The sequence below is a fragment of the Macrococcus brunensis genome, from assembly GCF_022343725.1.
Taxonomy (GTDB): Bacteria; Bacillota; Bacilli; order Staphylococcales; family Staphylococcaceae; genus Macrococcus; species Macrococcus brunensis.
This window is the reverse complement of record NZ_CP092179.1, coordinates 820,972-840,749: the sequence shown is the minus strand read 5'-3', so window position 1 is coordinate 840,749 and position 19,778 is coordinate 820,972. Positions and strand designations below refer to the sequence as shown.

The following is a 19,778-nucleotide window of genomic DNA, read 5'->3' as shown; positions in this document are numbered from 1 at the left end:
AAGGTCAGCTGACCTTCCTTTTTTATTGTTCTATCACTGCTAATAAATCTCCTGTCTTAACCGTACTTCCTGCTTCAACATTGATTTCCTTGATTGTTCCTGCAAAAGGAGCCTGGACAGACGTTTCCATCTTCATCGCTTCTGTAACAAGAAGAACCTGCCCCTTAACGACCTTCTCGCCAGCTTTCACTTTCACCTCTCCTACTGTGCCCGGCATCTGTGCACCGATATGAGTCGGGTCTGAGGGATCGGCTTGACGTGCAGCAGTTGAAGTGACTTCTACTGCTGCATCTTTAACATAGACTTTACGCGGCATACCGTTCATTTCGAAATAAACCCAGCGATAGCCGTCTGCATGGACATGACCAATATTGATCAGTTTAACGATCAATGTTTTACCTTTATCGATTTCTATCGCCACAATATCTCCTTTTTGCATGCCATAGAAGAAGAGTCTAGAATCAAGTTTTGAAATATTACCGAACCGTTTCTCTGTCTCTTTAAAGCTCAGGAAGACTTTTGGATAGAGCGCATAGCTGATGACATCCTGTGCTGAGACATCTGCTTTCAGCAGTTCTTTCAGCTCTTCCTCAAGCGCCGCGAAGTCAACATCCGGAATGGTTTCGCCCGGGCGGCTCTTAAGTGCAGGCTGTCCTTTTAAAATCAGCTGCTGCAGTCTTGCCGGGAAACCACCGACAGGTTGTCCGATTTCACCTTTAAAGAACTGGACAACAGATTCCGGGAAATCGAGTGCTGCCCCTTTGGCAAAGATAGATTCCTCGTCCAGGTCATTTTGCACCATATAAAGCGCCATATCACCGACCACTTTAGATGACGGTGTTACTTTGACGATATCCCCGAACATTAAATTCACACGGCGATACATATCCTTGACGTCATTAAACTGTTCCCCAAGACCCAGACTCGCTGACTGCTGTCTTAAGTTTGAATACTGTCCGCCCGGCATTTCATGTGCATAGACTTCAGCACTAGGCGACTTGATATCACTTTCAAAGCTGGTGTACAGCGGACGTACAGCTTCCCAGTAATGAGACAGTTCATTCAGTCCTTCAATGTCTGCAGCAATCTGGCGCTCTGTGCCAAGTCTTGCATGGTAAAGAGTGCCGGCGTTCGGCTGACTCGTCAGTCCGCTCATCGCACCGAGTGCTGTATCAACAACATCCACACCTGCATCGATTGCTCTCGAATAAGTGGCTATCCCGTTACCACTTGTGTCATGGGTATGAAGATGAATCGGCATATCAACTGCCGCTTTCAGTTCACCAATCAGCTGATAAGCCGCTTCCGGTTTTAAGAGTCCTGCCATGTCTTTAATCGCAAGAATGTGAAAACCTGCTCGCTCCATTTCTTTAGCCATCTTGACATAATAGTCCAGCGTATAAATGTCAGAACGCTGTGGATTTAAAATATCACCTGTGTAACAGATGGCCCCTTCTGAAATCTTATCTGCTTTTTGTACCGCTTCGTTAGCGACTTTCATCTGGTCCAGCCAGTTAAGTGAATCAAAGATACGGAAGACATCAATCCCTGCAGCTGCACTTTCAGCTACAAATTTCTCGACGACATTATCGGCGTAGTTTTTATAACCGACCGCATTCGACGCTCGTAACAGCATCTGGAATAGCACATTGGGAATGGCTTCTCTTAACTGTTCCAGTCTTTCCCACGGATTTTCCTTCAGGAAATTATAGGCCACATCAAACGTTGCACCGCCCCACATCTCAAGTGAGAATGCATCTTTCAGCAGTCTGCTGGTCGCAGGTGCAACGTCCATCATGTCTTTTGTGCGGACACGTGTTGCGAGAAGTGACTGGTGGGCATCACGGAAGGTCGTATCAGTGATTAATACGTCCTTCTGACTTTTCAGCCATTTCGCTACAGCTTTTGGACCCTCGTCCATCAGGAGCTGTCTTGAACCCGTCAATGATTTTTCATAATTCAACTGTGGAATCAGTACATCAGGTCTCTCATGTGATACGCCAGGAAAACCATTCACACTGACTGAAGCGATATATTCAAGTGTCTTTGTGCCCCGGTCTCTCGGTTCCTGAATATCAAACAATTCAGGTGTCGCATCTATAAAGTTTGTGTTATATTCGCCGCTGACAAATACAGGATGCTTCACCACATTGATTAAAAACTGGATATTCGTTTTAATACCGCGAATACGCATTTCTTTTAATGAGCGAATCATCTTTTCTTCTGCCTGCTTGAATGTGATCGCCTGAGTGGATACTTTAACCAGCAGCGAGTCATAATAAGGAGAAATCTCTGCCCCCTGGAATCCGTCTCCCGCATCCAGTCTGACACCGAAACCACCGCTTGAACGGTAAGCCATGATGGTACCTGAATCCGGCATGAAGTTATTGAGTGGATCTTCTGTTGTGATACGGCACTGAATGGCATAGCCTAAAGTCTGAATTTCTTCCTGCTGCGGCATCTCTATACGCGTGTCATGAAGTGCTTCACCGTCAGCAATCAGAATCTGTGTCTTGACGATGTCAACGCCTGTAATCATCTCAGTAATCGTATGTTCAACCTGTACACGAGGATTGACTTCAATGAAATAGAATGCGTCATCAGCGACTAAAAACTCGACTGTCCCGGCGTTAACATAGCCGACTTTCTTCATCAGCTGAACAGCCGCATCGCAGATTTTCATTCGCATCTCCTCGGACAATCCGACAGAAGGTGCCACTTCCACAATCTTCTGGTGACGTCTCTGTACAGAACAATCACGCTCAAATAAATGGACGAGATTGCCGTGCTGGTCACCTAAGATCTGAACTTCGATATGCTTCGGATTCTTGATCAGTTTCTCCAGATAGACTTCGCTGTTGCCGAATGACTTCTGTGCTTCAGATTTTGCTCTTGTGTAGGCATCTTCCAGTTCATCTGCATGTTCGACGATCCGCATCCCTTTACCTCCGCCTCCGGAGATAGCTTTAATGATGATCGGAAAGCCATGTGTTTTTACAAATGATGTCACTTCATCAAAAGACTGGACCGCTTCCTTTGTGCCGGGAATAACCGGCAGTTCAGCAGCAGTGGCCTGACTCCTAGCCTTCACTTTATCACCGAACATATCAAGATGGCGCAGTTCAGGTCCAATGAAGATGATACCCTCTTCTAAACATCTGCGTGCAAATGTTTCGTTTTCACTCAGGAAACCATAGCCTGGATGAATCGCATCAGCACCACACTTCTTAGCAATACTGATGATGCCTTCAATATCGAGATAGCTTTCAGTTGGACTTAAGTGCTCACCCACTAAATAAGCTTCATCCGCTTTGTAACGGTGCAGGGACCGGCTGTCTTCCTTGGAATAGATGGCAACTGTCGGAATACCCAGTTCAGTAGCCGCTCTGAAAATACGGATCGCAATTTCTCCGCGGTTTGCTGCTAAAATCTTCGTAATTTGGCGCATAGTCATCCTCCTCAAAATAAAAAAAACATGCCAGCCCTGCTGACACGTTTATTATACAATATGAACAATCACTCTGACATTTCAAGATGTGACGATATAGTTATTTAACGGTTTAAGCGCTCCTGTTTAACGTGCTTAGAAGCCATCAGCAGCAAACCGACTGCAATAGAAAGACTCAGCATACTGGACCCACCGTAGCTTAAGAACGGGAGAGGCACCCCTGTCAATGGAATGAGCCCCACTACACCACCCAGATTGATGAAAGTCTGTATCCCGATATAACTTGCCACACCAATACAGATCAGGCGATAGAACATAGATGTTGCAAGTGCTGCATACATAAACCCTTTATAAACGATAAAGAACAGGAGTGAAATAATGATAATAACACCCACTAATCCGAGTTCCTCCGAAATAACCGCAAAGATGAAATCGGTATGCGGTTCAGGCAAGTAACCAAGCTTCATAATACCGTTACCGAGACCACGGCCGAATAAGCCACCATTACCTATTGCCATCAGAGAATTGGAGAGATGATAACCAATACCACTCTCATCTTTAAAAGGGTTCTTCAGTACTTCGAAACGCGCGACCTGGTGAGGAGATAAGAGACTGCCGTTAGCCATTAAGTTGTAAAGAAGAGAAACGCAGGCAACCCCAAAAATGACTGCAGCCGTTTTTAACATCGTATAGAAAGCAATTCCTGAGTACATCAAAATACTGATGATAATCATAAATATAAGGAGCGTTGATCCCATATCCGGCTGAAGCATGACAAGTCCTGAACAGAAACCTATCAGAATAATAGGCGCTACCAGATCCAGGCTCATCTGATTCAGATTTTTCTTTTTATCATAAATATAAGCTAAATAGATGATCGTGACGATCTTCAGAAATTCAGCTGGCTGTATCATCATAATACCCGTATTCAGCCAGCTCTTCGAACCATTGACTTCTGTACCGAAAAGCATCGTCGCGATCAGAAGAATCAGTACACCGATGATTGAACTTTGCTGGACACGCTTATTTTTAATGATATTGATATGCATAAAGTAAGTCATAAAGAAGACGATGCCGAAACTTAAGATAATTGCAAACAGCTGTCTTTTGTAGAAGTAAGTTGAACTGACAGCCCCTGCACCAGACAGCATCCCACGAGGACCGCCGACCATACTTGCGCTATAAATCATGACGAGACCGATTGTACATAAAACGATGTAGGTAATCAAAAGCGAAAAATCAACATACTTGGAATAATCTTTTATGTATTTAGAGAACCTTCTTAACTGATTCACAACTCAACCACTCAATTCTAATAAAAAATAGTCTAAAGCACCTGCTCTAGACGTTGGTAAATGCATCATGTAACTTGGAAAGTTCTTTTTCCAGGCCGGATAACAGAGTTTTTCCAAATTCTCTATCTATTAATCCAATCTTCGCGGCAAACTCCACTTCTTTACTCAGACCATACATCTGCGTATCGAGGACTTCTTCGTAAAGCGGACATTGGGGCATCGTTAAGTTATCCATCTGAACTTTAATCAGCTGCAGTATTTTTTCTGCATCCTGATTAAGCTGGTCATATGCCTGTTGTTTGTAATCGACTGGTTCCATAGACATACACCCCTTTTTCTTCTATACTTTAAAAGTTTATAGTAGCCCTGTATAAAAATCAAGCAAAAGTACATGACGGACGGGGCTTGTGATAGAATTATATCAAAGGAGTGAGGGACTTGATTATACAAATACAAGGGAATGTTAAATTTAAAATCACGCTTGATCCATCGACGTGGATTTTTGATGATCGTAAAATTACGATTGAAGAGATGGAAGCAGGTAAAACGACAGGCGTTGAGCCTATTTCATTCAAAGATAATAAAGCCTGGAACCGTGATATATTAGAAGGCGGCGCAAAACCACCGACATTAAATTCAGAGAAAAAGTTCAAGAAACAGCAGCTGCTTGAAAGTACATATGTCATCAATCTGGCGCCTTTTTTCGCGATTACAGAACCGAATGCAGATGCTAAAGTTATCAGATTATCGAATGGCAGTGAACACGAAGATATTAAGCTTGCCGACGTCGACAAGCTGTTCTTCCAGTTTTCTAAGAATGGTAAACGTCTTTATGAAGACGGTATGGTCGATGCCTTTATCTATGACAGTGAATATCGTCAGAAGATTGAGCATGTCAATGCAATTGAAGTGATATAAGATACGAGTGATGAACGGAATTGTTCATCACTTTTTTTATTTTAGCTGGGTTATGAGCGATAAATCATTATTATCAACGGTAATTCACTGAATTTATCCGCCTGACCCTAGTTACCAGCGATAAATCGCCGTTATCAACCGTAACTCACCGAATTCACCCGCCTAAACCTAGTCACCAGCGATAAATCGCCGTTATCAACCGTAACCACCACACACACCTCTTTCACTCCACAACAAAACCCGCACAGATAATCTGTGCGGGTTCATTTTTACTGTTTACGTTCATTATGCAGTCTCAGTCGATAAAGACCGAAGACGATAGCTGCCAGTATCAGACTTTCGCCGACTGGCAAAAAGACAGCCAGGAATGTCAGTAAGATACAGCCCAGGAAAAGCAGGATATAGATCACAATATTCTGCCACAGCTTCAATTTACGTGCAAAACCGAGGTGATATACGATGGCGCTTAAGATAAAGATCGCAATCAACAGCATCCACATACCTTGCTGTGGATGTGTATCCACCTGGAAAAGCTTCGCAAGGAAAGAAAGACGTTCGGACGGATTTGTGCTGACACCTTTACTTAAGCCGAGCATCTTATTCCTCTTCTGCTAAAGCAGCAGCTTTTGCTTTCTTCTGTTCACGTTCACGCTGTGCTTTATCTAAAGTTTTCTTTCTGAGACGGATAGACTCAGGTGTAACTTCCAGTAATTCATCGTCATTGATGTATTCAAGCGCTTCTTCAAGCGTCATGATTCTTGGTTTTTTCATTGTTGTTGTCTGTTCTTTAGTCGCTGAACGGATATTGTTCGCTGCTTTTACTTTTGTGATATTAACTGTTAAGTCATTGTCACGAGAGTTTTCACCGACAATCATCCCTTCGTATACTTCTGTACCAGGCTCCATGAAGTTAACGCCGCGGTCCTCTAATGCTAAGATTGCATATGTACTTGCAACCCCTTTATCCATTGAGACAAGAACCCCATTATGACGGCCACCGATACGACCACGAAGGTACGGACGGTATTCATCAAATGTATGGTTTAAGATACCATAACCACGTGTCATAGACATGAATTCAGTACGGTAACCGATTAAGCCACGTGCAGGCACATTGAAGATCAGACGAGTCTGACCGTTAGACGTGCTCATATCGACCATTTCACCTTTACGTGTTCCAAGTGATTCGATGACTGAACCTGTATTCTCTTCAGGTACGTCAATCTGTACACGTTCATAAGGCTCATATTTTTTGCCTTCGATTTCTTTGATGATGACTTCTGGTTTAGAGACTTGAAGTTCAAAGCCTTCACGACGCATGTTCTCGATCAGGATAGATAAGTGAAGTTCACCACGACCTGATACTGTCCATGAATCCGGCCCAACTGATTCAACGCGTAATGATACGTCTGTTTCAAGCTGAGATTCTAAACGGTCCTGAATATTACGAGCCGTTACGAACTTACCCTCTTTACCAGCGAATGGTGAGTTATTCACTGAGAAAGTCATCTGTAATGTCGGTTCATCGATACGTAAAACTGGTAATGCCTCCTGGTGATCAACAGGTGTCACTGTTTCACCTACGTTGATGTCTTCCATACCAGAAACGGCAATTAAGTCACCTGGGTATGCTTTTTCGATTTCGACACGTGATAAGCCGAAGAAACCGAAAATTTTCGTCACACGGAAGTTTTTCACTGTACCGTCAATCTTGATTAACGCAACTTGCTGACCGACTTCCATCGTACCACGGAAGACACGTCCGATACCGATACGCCCTACATAGTCATTGTAATCAAGTAAAGCTGTCTGGAACTGAAGCGGCTCGTCACGGTTATCGATCGGTGCCGGAACATATTCAAGAATTGTTTCATATAAGCACTGCATGTTCTCATCTTGTGTGCTTGCATCAAGACTTGCTGTACCGTTGATTGCACTCGCATAAACAACCGGGAATTCCAGCTGGTCATCATTGGCATCAAGTTCGATAAATAAATCATATACTTCATCAAGAACTGCTTCTGGACGCGCAGATGGTTTGTCAATCTTATTAACAACAACAACTGGCTTCAGATTTTGTTCAAGCGCTTTTTTCAGTACGAAACGAGTCTGTGGCATTGTACCTTCGTAAGCATCTACAACAAGAACTACACCGTCTACCATTTTCATGATACGTTCTACTTCCCCACCGAAATCGGCGTGGCCTGGAGTATCCAGGATATTGATACGTGTTCCTTTATAGTCAATAGCTGTATTCTTCGCTAAAATCGTGATTCCACGTTCTTTTTCAAGCGCGTTAGAATCCATTGCACGTTCTTCAACATGTTCATTTGCACGGAAAATACCTGATTGTTTTAATAATTCGTCTACTAATGTTGTTTTACCATGGTCAACGTGGGCGATGATGGCAATGTTACGCACATCTTCTCTGTAATTTGTCATGTTATGTCCCTTTCACATCTACAGTTTATTATGTAACTGTGATATTATAGCATATATCAGAAATTTATACTATATAGCTGTACGAAGGGAATCATATGAAAAAAAGTAAAGCCATTTTTCTGCTGCTTGCATTTCTTGCAGTCGTCTGCATGATCGGTATCAGTGCCGGTCTTGCTGAAGGCAGTGTCTTAACAATATTGATCAGCATTATCCTTTTTGTCGTCATACTTGGTTATGGATTTACATTGAAGAAAAAATACCGCGAAAATCACTGGCTGTAAATTTTCTTCAAAACCATCCACTTTTATCACTAAAAATGATGAAAGACCAGCAGTTTATCAAAAACTGCTGGTCTTTTATTTATTTTCAGCATTTTCTGCGATTTGTCAGTCCTGTCCTTCCATTATAAATTAAGAATGAAAGGAGAGAGGTCATGATTGTCAAAAAAAGAACTTATCCTGTACTTGCCCGTCTAGAGGCGCTTCGCCATCGTTCTACTTTATCTGAAAATGACTTGCACATGTTACAGTCACTCACCCATCAGAAATCAATGGAAGAACAGTTTGAAGCATTTTTAACGCCGGAAGTGATCGCTAAAGTTGATGTCATCTGGCATTATACTTATCAGGATTATCACCGTAACATTCATTTAAATGTCATTCTAGTCGAATCTGATACGATTCACCTGCTAAAACTAAACACTTATCAGGGCTTACACACCATTAATCATCAAGGGATGCTCACAGAGTTTTTTTCCGGCAGAATCCATGAAGACTTAGCACAGCTGATGAGCATCAAACTTGGCCTTCAATATCTGATGGACCGAACACTGAACATCGAGATGCGGGCAGTATGTCTCAGTCCTGATTTTGAACTGGATGCGCATAGTCAGAACAGAATGATTCTGACAGCAGAAACACTACCTGACTATTTGACTCAGATGACGACATCTAAAATAAACTTAAGCTATTCTGCTATACAGCTTGCTGAAACGACGGATGTACCTTACAAAGTAGCCGCGAGCATTAAAAACGGACTTCGCTGTCCTCATTGTGAACAACTATCAGAATTTAATTTTCACCATCATCTCATCCTTTGTCTGAAGTGCCGTGAAATTTCTCAGCTTGAGCAGGCATTTATAAGAGCTGCACATGAATACATGTCCCTCTATCCTGAAAATAGACTGACAAAGGATATTATGTACAAGTGGTGCAACAAAAAAATACCTGCTGCAAAAGTGGCTTCTCTGTTAAAGAAGCACTTTAATACAGCAGGTAAAACGAAAGGCACTTATTATCTGTTAGAGAATTGACCTTGATGAATTTCACTTAAACGGGAACGGTATGGCCCTAAATAATCATTAAGCAGTTCCTGGTGCAGACCTGGATTTGCAACAAGTATAGAATTGGAATGCAGCGGATCAAGCTTCTCGCCTAACTGGTTAGATACAACTGCGCCCACTTCTTCAGCGATTATCAGACCACCGCTGAAGTCCCAGGGGTGTAGTCTAAGTGTAATGTAACTATCAATAATACCTAGTGCAACATAGGCAAAATCAAGTGCTGCTGAGCCGTAACTACGGGCGCTGCGTGCTGCCTGCACAATCGGTACATACATATCTCGTGTCCGCTCTTTTGTCAGCCAGTTCGGATTCATGGAGATAATGGATGTGACAAGCTTTGTATCTTTTAGTGCAGGTAGTTGCTGATCATTTAAGTATGCACCGTGACCCGCTTCAGCATGATAAAGTTTATCGTTCATCACATCATAGATGACGCCTGCATATTTTTCACCATTATGAAAAATACCGATGGAAATTGCGAAATTCTGCTGCTGATGAACAAAATTCAGTGTACCATCAATTGGATCGATCACCCAGAGATACCCTTCCGTATCCGTCACATCCTGGCCATGTCCTTCTTCACCGATGATGCGATGATCCGGATATTGTTCATTGATCTGTGAGACCAGAAAAGCTTCTGTCGCTTTATCCATATTGGTCACTAAATCGTTAGGATTGGATTTTGTTTCTATAATAATTTCCTGAGACAGTTCTTCTCGTATTCTCTGTCCTGCAAGAAGCGCGATTGACTTTGCGAATTGATAAATTGACATAAGCGTTCCTCCTTGATTTAATTCTATTATACATGAGTCACCATTCAATCAAAATTAATTGGTTTAACAAAAGTAGGAGGACAAGATGTATCACTTTACAAAAAAAGACTTCAACGTTTTTGAAATAGACGGTCTTGAAAATCGAATGGCCGCCCTCATTGAAACTACTCGCCCGAAACTTGAAAATCTAGGTGAGTATTTCAGTGATTTCTTAACAGCCCATACAGGAGAAACTTACTATCCACATGTAGCCAAACATTTAAGACGAACAACAAATCCACCCAATGACACGTGGGTCGCTTTTTCAACTCATAAACGCGGCTATAAAATGCTGCCTCATTTCCAGATAGGCTTATTCGGATCCCATGTCTTTGTTTTATATGGCGTCATATATGAATCACCTGAGAAAGATAAAACAGCAGAAACTTTCCTGAAAAAAGAAAAGACAATACTTGCTCTGGAAGACTTCATCATGAGGCGAGACCATATGAAAGAAGCAAGTGAAGCCATAGAAGAAGAAGCACTTCATGACAATATTCTTCGTCTTAAAAATGTCAAAAAAGGTGAGCTTCTTTTCGGTAAAATATACGAGCCTGGACATCCGGCTTTAAAATCTGACAAAGTATTTCTGAAAGAAGTAGAAGATACTTTCTTGAAGCTGATAGAACTCACATAACTCACTTCCCTCAATTTAAAAAGTCTCTGACCTAATCAGTCAGAGACTTTTTCATATTCACTACGATGAGTACTCCGATCAAAAGAACGGGTACAATCACTAGCGGAAGAGAGATGACGATTGCAACCACAAGCAAAATATTTAACAGACTTTTTCGTGTTACATTCAATGCTGTTATAAGTACAGCTGCTAAACTCACCAGCCAGATGCTCAGGCCAAGTACCGCCCTTCGCATAACACTGACCGTCATTTCGTAATTAAAAATCAGCAGCATGCCTTGTGAATAAGAGATTCGTTCTTCTTGTATCATTTCTCTGATACGGTGATTCCAGCCGCCTGTAAACTCATTGATAAAACCGGGGTCAAAAGTCAGAATCATTATTTTAAGCGGGAAGAGCATAACCGCTCCAGTAATGATAAGTGAAATAACCAGTAAGATTTTCTTCATACTTACAAAAAAAGAGCTTTTCAGCTCTTTTTAGTCATTGTTGTTCATACGGTTATTGTAGTTCTGGCGACGCTCTTCTGTCGCATCAACTGTTTTGTCGACGTACTTCACGCGGTCACCCTCAGAACGGTGATAAGTTACAGTATCGTCTGTATCAACAGGTGTTGTTTCAACAGTACGCTCTTCTGTCACAACTGTTTCCTGAGGACGCTCAACTTCTTCCGTACGGTCTACATACACACCTTCACGTTCTGTACGATCAATGTCGTTATAACGATCACGTTCGATGTCAGCGTCACGGTCTACATAGACAGGTGCTGCCTCGCGCTCACGGTCATAAGACACTGTTTCATGATCGTGATAATAGTCTTCGTTGCGGATGACTTTATCCTTACGTGCAAACAGCAGAATTGCTGCGATGAAGAAGAATAAAGGAATCCAGAATAAAGCGATTGTCACGAATAAAGGCGCAGTCAGTAATCCAGCAAGTAATAACATAACCCCTGCTAAAATACGTTTTTTCATTGATAATAATCCAATGAGACCTAAAATAAGAGGTAACGCTAAGTAAGCCATGATGCCCCAGGCAATTTTCATGATGTAGCTGACAAACTCAGGTACTGTCATGTTATTCTGAGCCATCAAATCACGGAAATCTGATAGCTGAGGGTTTTCACTCAACTGACGTTCCATCTCATTCATAAAGTTCGGATCATTACCAGATACAAGTAATGAATAAAGACCGAGTCCTAATAATCCGAGCAGTGATAACCAGCCTAACCATCCAAAGATTTTCTCCGGAATTCTGCTGACAGGTTTCACTGTCTGTGTATACTCTCTTCTCGCCATATTTTCATCTCCTTAACTGTATTTAATATTTCAATACCCTCATGAAGCAATGATAATCATATAAAATTGCAGACTACTTAAGTGACATCTTGAAGCGCAGAAATCTTTCGTTATATTCTGCGATTTTTTCTGGTCCTAAATCCTCATAGACTTCGAGTTTCTGTCTGACAGCAGGACTTGGGTAGAACCGTTCATCTTCACGTGTTTCTTTATCAAGGAGCTGGTAACTCGCTTTGTTCGGTGTTGCATAACCGACCCATTCCGTATTCTGTTTACCATTTTTCGCATCTAACAGAAAGTTGATGAATTGATGTGCACCGTCGACGTTCTGAGCAGTCTTTGGAATGACGATGTTATCAAACCAGAGATTGGAACCTTCTTTTGGCACGACAAAATCCAGGTTTTCATTCTCTGTCATGATATCAGCACCCATACCACTCCAGACGACGGCCACGTCCGCTTCTTTCTGAACCATCATCGTATTGATCTCATCACCGACGACACCGCGAACATTAGGTGCAAGAGACTTCAGTTTATCCTCTGCTTTCACGAGTTTAGCAGAATCTTTTTCGTTTAATGACTCTCCCATACTGTTAAGTGCAAAGCCGATACCTTCACGTGCACCGTCTACAATCAGCACGTTATTTTTCAGACGTTTATCCCACAGACTTTCCCAGCTGGAGAAATCGATGCCTTTAGTCGTCTCCGGATTAAAGAGGATGCCGACTGTTCCCCAGAAATAAGGAATTGAGTATTCATTGCCTGGGTCGAAGTCTTTATCAAGAAAGTCCGGGTCTATATTTTTCAGGTTCGGCAGTTTTTGATGATCAATCGGAATAAGCAGGTTGTCTTTTTTCATCTTCTGAATGGCGTACTCACTTGGGACAGCGACGTCATAGTGTGTACCCCCATTCTTGATTTTTGCGAGCATGGATTCATTCGAATCAAATGTTTCATAAATAACACGGATACCTGTTTCCTTTTCAAACTTCTTGAGCAGGTCAGGATCCATATATTCACCCCAGTTGTAGACATACAGCACATTGCCTTTGCCTGCTTTAGGCGGTGGATCGATAAATCTTGTCGAAACGAGGAGAAGAACCGCTATAAGAAGAGAAACACCCACTAACTGCAATAATCTTTTCATCGGATCGCTCCTCTTCGTTTATTTTCGCTTTTATTCGTGATGAAGTAATAGACGACAATAATCGCCATGACGACAACAAATAGAATGGTTGATAATGCATTGATTTCCATAGAGATACCTTTACGCGCCATTGAATAAATTTCAACAGATAGCACACTGAAGCCATTGCCGGTCACGAAGAAACTGACAGTGAAGTCATCTAAGGAATATGTCAGGGCCATAAAGAACCCTGCAATCGCGCCAGGCATTAAATGCGGTATCACGACTCTTGACAACGTCTGGTAAGTAGAAGCACCAAGGTCTGTCGCTGCATTGATAAGTGACTCATTCATATCATAGAGTTTCGGCAGGACCATGAGTACGACAATCGGTACACAGAACGCAATATGTGAGATAAGGACTGACCAGAATCCAAGACCGAGACCTGTAAAATGTCCGATGATTGTGAATAAAATCAGGAACGAAGAGCCGATTACGACGTCACTACTCACCATCAGAATATTATTTAAAGTCAGTAAGCCAATCTTCAGTTTCTTGTTACGCATATAATGAATGCCGAGTGCACCAAAGACGCCGATCAAAGTTGAAATACTGGCCGCAATCAGTGCCACAGCAATCGTATTAAAGATGATGACCATCAGTCGTTTGTTCTGGAAGACGGCTTTATAATGGTCGAGCGTAAATCCTTCAAAATGGTTCATATTACCCGCACTGTTAAATGAATAAAACATTAAAAAGAAAATCGGGAAATATAAGAGCAGCATTGTAATCGCTAAGACGATTTTAGATTGTAGTTTCATTAGCTTCTGCCCTCACTTTCACGTTGCTTGGTCAAGATCATGACAAGTGCCATAGAAAGAATCAGGAAGACGGCAATCGTTGAACCCATGCCGTAGTTCTGTGTGACAAGGAACTGCTCTTCAATGGCTGTACCGAGGTTCACAACTTTATTACCGGCAATCAGACGCGTAATCATGAAGAGACTGAGCGCCGGGATAAAGGTAATCTGAATACCTGTCTTCACGCCTTCCCACGACAGCGGCATGATGACCTTTCTAAATGTGGTCCATCTGTCTGCTCCAAGATCCCGTGACGCCTGAATCAGGTTCTCAGGAATCGCATCCATGCTGTTGAAGATCGGCAGAATCATGAATGGAATATAAATATAAATCGAGACGATGATAAAGGCTGTGCTCGTAAACAGCAGCTGCGTATGGGGCAGATGCAGGAATGACAGGATATCATTAAATGTCCCTTCCTTACTTAAGATACCGATAAAGGCATAAGTCTTAAGCAGCAGGTTAATCCACGTCGGCAGAATAATCAGCAGCAGCCAGAACTGCTTGTTGCGCGTGTTGCGTATAGCAAGCGCCACTGGATATGAAATAACTAAACAGAAAAACGTGATGATAAAGGCATATAAGAATGACGTCAAAGTCATCTGCAGATATGTTCCTGTAAAGAAATCAGCATAGTTTTCCAGCGTGAACTTGCCATCGAGACCAATAAAGCTGGAATAAAATATCGAGACAAGAGGCAGAATGATGAAGAAGATGATCCATATCAGATAAGGAATCAGAAAATATTTTTTTGCTTCTCTCATGCTTGTACCTCATAAGATTCAATTCGTGCATCAAACTCATCTTCAGTCTCTCCCGGCAGCATGATATGAATCGCCTGCTCAGAGAAAGTTAAACCGACTACTTCTCCGACTGGCGCCGGTTTCGTAGAGTGACAGATCCATTCATTGCCCTCTGCATCAAACAGACAGATCTCGTAGTGTACCCCTCGGAACAGCTGGGAGTCTACACGTGCCTGAAGCTTCCCTTCAGCAGCAGATGTGACCGTTAAGTCCTCTGGTCGGATAACCACATCAACTTCGGCATTCGGCTTAAAGCCTCTGTCTACGCATGTATATTCCTTGCCGTATATCTGCACGACATAATCTCGCACCATGCGGCCAGGAATAATATTCGATTCACCGATAAAGTCAGCGACATAACGGTTGACCGGCTCATCGTAAATATCAAGCGGTGTCCCACTTTGTTCAATATGACCATCACGCATCACGAAGATATAGTCACTCATCGCAAGTGCCTCTTCCTGATCATGTGTGACAAAGATAAAGGTAATACCAAGACGCTGCTGCAGTTCACGCAACTCATACTGCATCTCTGTACGCAGTTTTAAGTCCAGTGCGCTAAGCGGTTCATCCAGCAGTATCACTTCAGGTTCATTGACGATAGCACGCGCAATAGCAACACGCTGGCGTTGACCCCCACTCATCTCTGAAATACGACGCTTCGCGTATCCTTCAAGCTTCACCAGTCTTAAGGCTTCCAGTACTTTTGTTTCGACTGTTGCTTTATCCATCTTTTTGATACGGAGACCAAATGCGACGTTCTCAAAGACATCCAGATGTGGAAAAAGCGCATAATCCTGAAAGACGGTATTGACCTGACGTTTATTCGCCGGCACATCATTGATACGTTTACCTGCAAAATAAACATCACCGGAAGTCGGTTTCTCAAAACCTGCAATCAGGCGCAGAATCGTTGTCTTACCACATCCTGAAGGTCCAAGTAACGTATAGAACTTGCCTTCCTCAATCTCAAAGTTAACCCCTTTGAGTACCGGGTTACCATCATAAACTTTCGTCACATCTTGAAATGCAATAAACTTGTCCATATATTCCTCCTATAAATAAGATTCAGTTGCGACAATGAGAATTTTCGCTTCTGCTTTCTCCTGATTAAACAGCTGATGAGATTCATTCGCCTTAAAGTAAAAACATTCGTGCTGCTCAGCCGTATAAACTTTACGACCTATTCTGATAGAAGCTCGACCTTCCATCACATACATAAAGCTCTCTGACGGAGAAGGCTCAAACTTTTTGTATTCAGCTCCCGGCTTTAAAGTAATAATAACAGGCTCCATATCATAGTCATTTGATTCGGGTACGAGCCAGTTAATCAGATAACCATTATCATATTCATCATATAATGTCTGTTCTGATAAAGGATAATGAATCTGCTGCTGATAAAGCGCATCACTGAAGAAGTCAGCTGGTTTAGCGCCGAGTACTTCCAGTATATTAAAGAATGTCTCCATAGAAGGAGAACTTAAGTTACGTTCTAACTGTGAGATATAGCCTTTTGATAAGTCTGTGCGCTCACCGAGTTCTTCCTGGGTCAGATTCTTCTGACGTCTGAGATCCTTGATTTTTTTACCAATATCCATAACAAACCCCCTTCTGTTTAAAAATAATAAACAATAAGTTTAATAACATTACTTATAATTTATCAAAATTAATGCATTTAAACAACACGAAGGGGGATATTCATTATTATTTTGCCATAGAAATCAATTGCGTCTGTGTACCGAGTTCTTCTCGCATTTTCTTGATGACGGGATAACCATCGTAACCTGATACTTTCTTAAAGTCCTTATAAATATTATTTTCTTGTGCTTTGCCAGGACAGACCTGTTTAAAGAGATCGTATTTTTTCTTGAGTTCATTGATCTCAATTTTACTTTCATAGCTCTGTTCAATCGCTGTTAGAAAATCGACAACAGCGACCATTTCATCTGGTGTCCAGTCTAAATCCAGTGGATAACTATATTCCATATTGACCTCCATAAAAAAACGCTATTCTATAAATAGAATAGCGTTTTTGAATCTGATTGAAAAGTATTACATAGTGTGGATAGGGTGACCAAGCGCAACTTCAGCTGCTTCCATTGAGATCTCACCTAATGTTGGGTGAGCGTGGATTGTCATTGCCATATCTTCAGCAGTCATACCTGTTTCAATTGCTAAACCAAGTTCAGCGATGATGTCAGATGCGCCAGAACCAGCAACTTGAGCACCGATTAATAATCCATCTTCTTTAAGAGAGATTAATTTTACGAAACCTTCAGATGCATTGATTGATAACGCACGACCATTAGCTGCGAATGGGAATTTAGAAGCTTTGTATTCAAGACCTTCTTCTTTCGCCATTGCTTCAGTGTAACCTACTGTTGCAAGTTCAGGTTCAGTGAAACATACAGCAGGGATTGCAAGGTAATCCACTTCTGATTTTTCGCCTGCGATTGCTTCAGCAGCGATTTTCGCTTCATAAGATGCTTTATGAGCAAGTGGTGGTCCAGCAACGATATCACCGATAGCGAAGATGTTTTCAACTGATGAACGACCTTGTTTGTCAACTTCAATTAAACCACGATCTGTTAATTTAACACCAAGTTCTTCTAAACCGATATCATTTGTATTAGGACGACGACCTACTGTTACTAAGCAGTAATCAGCTTCAACTGTTTTAGTTTCGCCTTTTACTTCATAAGTCACTGTTACACCGTTTTCAGTTTCTTCAGCTGATTTAGCCATTGCTTCTGTTTCGATTGTAACGCCTTTAGCTTTTAAGCCTTTTTTAACGATTTGAGTCATTTGTTTTTCGAATCCGCCTAAGATGTCTTTAGCGCCTTCTAAAATAGTGACTTCAGTACCGAAGTTAGCGTAAGCAGTACCAAGCTCAGAACCGATGTAACCGCCACCGACAACTACTAACTTTTTAGGAACTTCAGGTAATGCTAAAGCGCCTGTAGAATCGATAATACGTTTACCGAATTTGAAGTTAGGGATTTCGATTGGACGAGATCCTGTTGCGATAATTGCATTTTTGAATGTGTAAGTTTGTGACGCTTTATCAGTCATCACTTTTAAGTTGTTTGCATCAACGAAGTAAGCTTCGCCTTCAGCGATTTCAACTTTACGACCTTTAAGTAAAGAACCTACACCGCCTGTTAATTTGTTAACAACGCTGTTTTTGAATTCTTGAACTTTAGAGAAGTCTACTTTAACACCCTCAGCTGAAATACCCATATCTTCTGAGTGTTTTGCTACTTCATAGCGGTGAGAAGCTGCAAGTAAAGCTTTTGATGGGATACAGCCGACGTTAAGACATACACCACCAAGAGCGCCTTTCTCAACGATTGTTACTTTTTGTCCAAGTTGTGCTGCACGAATTGCTGCAACATAACCACCAGGACCTGCACCGATTACAATAGTATCTGTTTCAATTGGGAAATCTCCTACTACCATTCTTTACCCCTCCATTAATAATAATTCTGGATTATTTAATAAACGTTTGATGTGGTTCATCGCTGCTTGACCTGTAGCACCATCGATTTGACGGTGGTCAAAGCTGAGTGATAACGCAAGTACTGGAGCCGCAATGATTTCGCCGTCTTTAACGATTGGCTTCTGAGCAATACGGCCAATACCTAAGATAGCAACTTCTGGATGGTTAATAACTGGAGTGAACCATTGACCACCTGCAGAACCGATGTTACTGATTGTACATGATGCACCTTTCATTTCAGCAGGTGCCAGTTTACCGTCACGTGCTTTAACAGCAAGTTCGTTGATTTCATCAGAGATAGCGAAGATTGATTTGCGGTCAGCGTTTTTCACGACTGGTACAAGTAATCCACGTTCAGTATCTGCTGCGATACCAATGTTGTAGTAATGTTTGTGAACAACTTCTTCAGTTGCATCATCAAGAGATGTGTTAAGTGCTGGGTATGCTTTAAGAGCTGAAACTAACGCTTTAACGACATAAGGTAAGAATGTCAGTTTAGTACCTTGTTCAGCAGCCACTTCTTTGAATTTTTTACGGTGATCCCATAATTGTTGAACATCGATTTCGTCCATTAATGTTACGTGAGGCGCAGTATGTTTAGAGTTAACCATTGCTTTAGCAATTGCTTTACGCATTGCAGGGATTTTCTCACGAGTTTCTGGGAAGTCGCCTTCCGGTGAAGCGATTGGTTGAGCTGGAGTAACAGCTGCTTCTGTCGCTTGTGCTGCTGGAGCTGAAGCCACTTCTGCAGATGCTGATGCAGCACCACCATTTTTGTAAGCTGTGATATCTTCTTTTAAGACACGACCATTTTTGCCAGTACCTTGAACGGCTTTAATGTTAACGCCTTCTTCACGAGCAAATTTACGTACAGATGGCATTGCGATAACGCGACGATTTTCGTCAACTTCAACATCAGTTGCTTGTGTTGCAGCAGCTGGTGCTGGAGCATCTGTTTTAGTTTCTTCTTTTGCTTCTGCTTGAGGCTCTTCTTTAGCTTCTTCAGCATGAGAGTCAGCAGGTGCATCAGGAGAATCAATCTTGATGATTACGTCACCAAGGTTTGCAACAGTACCTTCTTCTGCTACTACTTCTGTAACAGTACCAGATACTGGTGATGGGATTTCAACAACAGATTTGTCGTTCTGTACTTCACATAAAATATCGTCTTCATTAACAGTGTCGCCAGCTTTAAAGAACCACTTAACGATTTCACCTTCGAAAATACCTTCACCAAGTGCCGGTAATTTAAATTCAAATGCCACTATAAGTTCCTCCTAAATAATCTTAATTATATAT

The 19,778-nt window shown here is 42.0% G+C and carries 20 protein-coding genes; 4 read left to right on the top strand and 16 right to left on the bottom strand.

The annotated features are described in order from the left end of the window. Positions 1–22: 22 nt before the first annotated feature. From MGG13_RS04410 to MGG13_RS04400, 3 genes are all read right to left on the bottom strand, one after another. On the bottom strand, positions 23–3,448 hold the full coding sequence (locus MGG13_RS04410; RefSeq protein ID WP_239035502.1) for a pyruvate carboxylase: 3,426 nt from the start codon (positions 3,446–3,448) through the stop codon (positions 23–25). A 104-nt stretch (positions 3,449–3,552) separates the two neighbouring features. Beyond that, positions 3,553–4,743, bottom strand: coding sequence for an FtsW/RodA/SpoVE family cell cycle protein (locus MGG13_RS04405; protein ID WP_239035501.1), 1,191 nt, complete (start codon positions 4,741–4,743; stop codon positions 3,553–3,555). Positions 4,744–4,789: 46 nt separating this feature from the next. Continuing rightward, the gene (locus tag MGG13_RS04400; protein WP_133431074.1) at positions 4,790–5,062 is read right to left on the bottom strand and encodes an Fpa/YlaN family protein; all 273 of its coding nucleotides are present in this window, start codon (positions 5,060–5,062) and stop codon (positions 4,790–4,792) included. 122 nt (positions 5,063–5,184) lie between these two features. Here MGG13_RS04400 and MGG13_RS04395 point away from each other — a divergent pair, with 122 nt between their 5' ends. Then, complete coding sequence (locus MGG13_RS04395) at positions 5,185–5,661, top strand: hypothetical protein (RefSeq protein WP_239035669.1); 477 nt, start codon at positions 5,185–5,187, stop codon at positions 5,659–5,661. A gap of 269 nt (positions 5,662–5,930) precedes the next feature. Here MGG13_RS04395 and MGG13_RS04390 read toward each other — a convergent pair whose 3' ends face one another. Together MGG13_RS04390 and typA are read right to left on the bottom strand one after the other, a co-directional pair. Then, the gene (locus MGG13_RS04390; RefSeq protein ID WP_133431076.1) at positions 5,931–6,257 is read right to left on the bottom strand and encodes a YlaH-like family protein; all 327 of its coding nucleotides are present in this window, start codon (positions 6,255–6,257) and stop codon (positions 5,931–5,933) included. 1 nt (position 6,258) lies between these two features. After that, complete coding sequence (typA, locus tag MGG13_RS04385; protein WP_133431077.1) at positions 6,259–8,103, bottom strand: translational GTPase TypA; 1,845 nt, start codon at positions 8,101–8,103, stop codon at positions 6,259–6,261. 95 nt (positions 8,104–8,198) lie between these two features. Between typA and MGG13_RS04380 the strand changes: the two genes are divergently transcribed. Further along, positions 8,199–8,384 carry a YlaF family protein gene (locus tag MGG13_RS04380; protein WP_133431079.1) on the top strand — a complete coding sequence of 62 codons (186 nt, stop codon included), beginning with the start codon at positions 8,199–8,201 and terminating at the stop codon, positions 8,382–8,384. A gap of 152 nt (positions 8,385–8,536) precedes the next feature. After that, the gene (locus tag MGG13_RS04375; RefSeq protein ID WP_239035500.1) at positions 8,537–9,415 is read left to right on the top strand and encodes a hypothetical protein; all 879 of its coding nucleotides are present in this window, start codon (positions 8,537–8,539) and stop codon (positions 9,413–9,415) included. Here MGG13_RS04375 and MGG13_RS04370 read toward each other — a convergent pair. Further along, positions 9,397–10,218, bottom strand: coding sequence for an inositol monophosphatase family protein (locus MGG13_RS04370; RefSeq protein WP_239035499.1), 822 nt, complete (start codon positions 10,216–10,218; stop codon positions 9,397–9,399). The genes MGG13_RS04375 and MGG13_RS04370 overlap by 19 nt on opposite strands. An 85-nt stretch (positions 10,219–10,303) precedes the next feature. On the opposite strand from MGG13_RS04370, the gene MGG13_RS04365 reads away from it, so the two are divergent. Further along, on the top strand, positions 10,304–10,894 hold the full coding sequence (locus tag MGG13_RS04365; RefSeq protein WP_239035498.1) for a DUF1054 family protein: 591 nt from the start codon (positions 10,304–10,306) through the stop codon (positions 10,892–10,894). 31 nt (positions 10,895–10,925) lie between these two features. Here MGG13_RS04365 and MGG13_RS04360 read toward each other — a convergent pair whose 3' ends face one another. The 10 genes from MGG13_RS04360 to MGG13_RS04315 form a co-directional block, all read right to left on the bottom strand. Beyond that, a complete protein-coding gene (locus tag MGG13_RS04360; RefSeq protein WP_239035497.1) occupies positions 10,926–11,342 on the bottom strand; it encodes a hypothetical protein in 417 nt (138 codons plus the stop codon). A 30-nt stretch (positions 11,343–11,372) separates the two neighbouring features. Further along, entirely contained in the window at positions 11,373–12,191 is an 819-nt protein-coding gene (locus tag MGG13_RS04355; protein ID WP_133431084.1) for a DUF4064 domain-containing protein, read from the bottom strand. A 73-nt stretch (positions 12,192–12,264) separates the two neighbouring features. Continuing rightward, positions 12,265–13,338, bottom strand: a complete 1,074-nt coding sequence (locus MGG13_RS04350; RefSeq protein WP_133431085.1) for an ABC transporter substrate-binding protein — start codon at positions 13,336–13,338, stop codon at positions 12,265–12,267. Then, entirely contained in the window at positions 13,335–14,138 is an 804-nt protein-coding gene (locus tag MGG13_RS04345) for an ABC transporter permease (RefSeq protein ID WP_133431086.1), read from the bottom strand. The genes MGG13_RS04350 and MGG13_RS04345 overlap by 4 nt, the downstream gene beginning before the upstream one ends. Next, complete coding sequence (locus tag MGG13_RS04340) at positions 14,138–14,941, bottom strand: ABC transporter permease (RefSeq protein WP_133431087.1); 804 nt, start codon at positions 14,939–14,941, stop codon at positions 14,138–14,140. Before MGG13_RS04340 ends, MGG13_RS04345 begins: the two co-directional genes overlap by 1 nt. Next, positions 14,938–16,026, bottom strand: coding sequence for an ABC transporter ATP-binding protein (locus MGG13_RS04335; protein ID WP_239035496.1), 1,089 nt, complete (start codon positions 16,024–16,026; stop codon positions 14,938–14,940). The genes MGG13_RS04340 and MGG13_RS04335 overlap by 4 nt, the downstream gene beginning before the upstream one ends. A 9-nt stretch (positions 16,027–16,035) precedes the next feature. Continuing rightward, the gene (locus MGG13_RS04330; RefSeq protein ID WP_133431089.1) at positions 16,036–16,578 is read right to left on the bottom strand and encodes a helix-turn-helix domain-containing protein; all 543 of its coding nucleotides are present in this window, start codon (positions 16,576–16,578) and stop codon (positions 16,036–16,038) included. 106 nt (positions 16,579–16,684) lie between these two features. Next, positions 16,685–16,966, bottom strand: coding sequence for a UPF0223 family protein (locus MGG13_RS04325; RefSeq protein WP_133431090.1), 282 nt, complete (start codon positions 16,964–16,966; stop codon positions 16,685–16,687). A gap of 66 nt (positions 16,967–17,032) precedes the next feature. Further along, the gene (gene lpdA / locus MGG13_RS04320; RefSeq protein WP_133431091.1) at positions 17,033–18,439 is read right to left on the bottom strand and encodes a dihydrolipoyl dehydrogenase; all 1,407 of its coding nucleotides are present in this window, start codon (positions 18,437–18,439) and stop codon (positions 17,033–17,035) included. 3 nt (positions 18,440–18,442) lie between these two features. Next, positions 18,443–19,744, bottom strand: a complete 1,302-nt coding sequence (locus MGG13_RS04315) for a dihydrolipoamide acetyltransferase family protein (RefSeq protein WP_133431092.1) — start codon at positions 19,742–19,744, stop codon at positions 18,443–18,445. Positions 19,745–19,778 lie beyond the last annotated feature (34 nt).

Bases quoted from the DNA above. Each gene is read 5' to 3' on its own strand.
- lpdA (WP_133431091.1), bottom strand. From the start codon at position 18,439: ATGGTAGTAGGAGATTTCCCAATTGAAACAGATACTATTGTAATCGGT.
- MGG13_RS04380 (WP_133431079.1), top strand. From the start codon at position 8,199: ATGAAAAAAAGTAAAGCCATTTTTCTGCTGCTTGCATTTCTTGCAGTC.
- MGG13_RS04360 (WP_239035497.1), bottom strand. From the start codon at position 11,342: ATGAAGAAAATCTTACTGGTTATTTCACTTATCATTACTGGAGCGGTT.
- MGG13_RS04345 (WP_133431086.1), bottom strand. From the start codon at position 14,138: ATGAAACTACAATCTAAAATCGTCTTAGCGATTACAATGCTGCTCTTA.
- MGG13_RS04410 (WP_239035502.1), bottom strand. From the start codon at position 3,448: ATGCGCCAAATTACGAAGATTTTAGCAGCAAACCGCGGAGAAATTGCG.
- MGG13_RS04355 (WP_133431084.1), bottom strand. From the start codon at position 12,191: ATGGCGAGAAGAGAGTATACACAGACAGTGAAACCTGTCAGCAGAATT.
- MGG13_RS04325 (WP_133431090.1), bottom strand. From the start codon at position 16,966: ATGGAATATAGTTATCCACTGGATTTAGACTGGACACCAGATGAAATG.
- MGG13_RS04375 (WP_239035500.1), top strand. From the start codon at position 8,537: ATGATTGTCAAAAAAAGAACTTATCCTGTACTTGCCCGTCTAGAGGCG.
- MGG13_RS04330 (WP_133431089.1), bottom strand. From the start codon at position 16,578: ATGGATATTGGTAAAAAAATCAAGGATCTCAGACGTCAGAAGAATCTG.
- MGG13_RS04390 (WP_133431076.1), bottom strand. From the start codon at position 6,257: ATGCTCGGCTTAAGTAAAGGTGTCAGCACAAATCCGTCCGAACGTCTT.
- MGG13_RS04400 (WP_133431074.1), bottom strand. From the start codon at position 5,062: ATGGAACCAGTCGATTACAAACAACAGGCATATGACCAGCTTAATCAG.
- MGG13_RS04365 (WP_239035498.1), top strand. From the start codon at position 10,304: ATGTATCACTTTACAAAAAAAGACTTCAACGTTTTTGAAATAGACGGT.
- typA (WP_133431077.1), bottom strand. From the start codon at position 8,103: ATGACAAATTACAGAGAAGATGTGCGTAACATTGCCATCATCGCCCAC.
- MGG13_RS04340 (WP_133431087.1), bottom strand. From the start codon at position 14,941: ATGAGAGAAGCAAAAAAATATTTTCTGATTCCTTATCTGATATGGATC.
- MGG13_RS04335 (WP_239035496.1), bottom strand. From the start codon at position 16,026: ATGGACAAGTTTATTGCATTTCAAGATGTGACGAAAGTTTATGATGGT.
- MGG13_RS04350 (WP_133431085.1), bottom strand. From the start codon at position 13,338: ATGAAAAGATTATTGCAGTTAGTGGGTGTTTCTCTTCTTATAGCGGTT.
- MGG13_RS04370 (WP_239035499.1), bottom strand. From the start codon at position 10,218: ATGTCAATTTATCAATTCGCAAAGTCAATCGCGCTTCTTGCAGGACAG.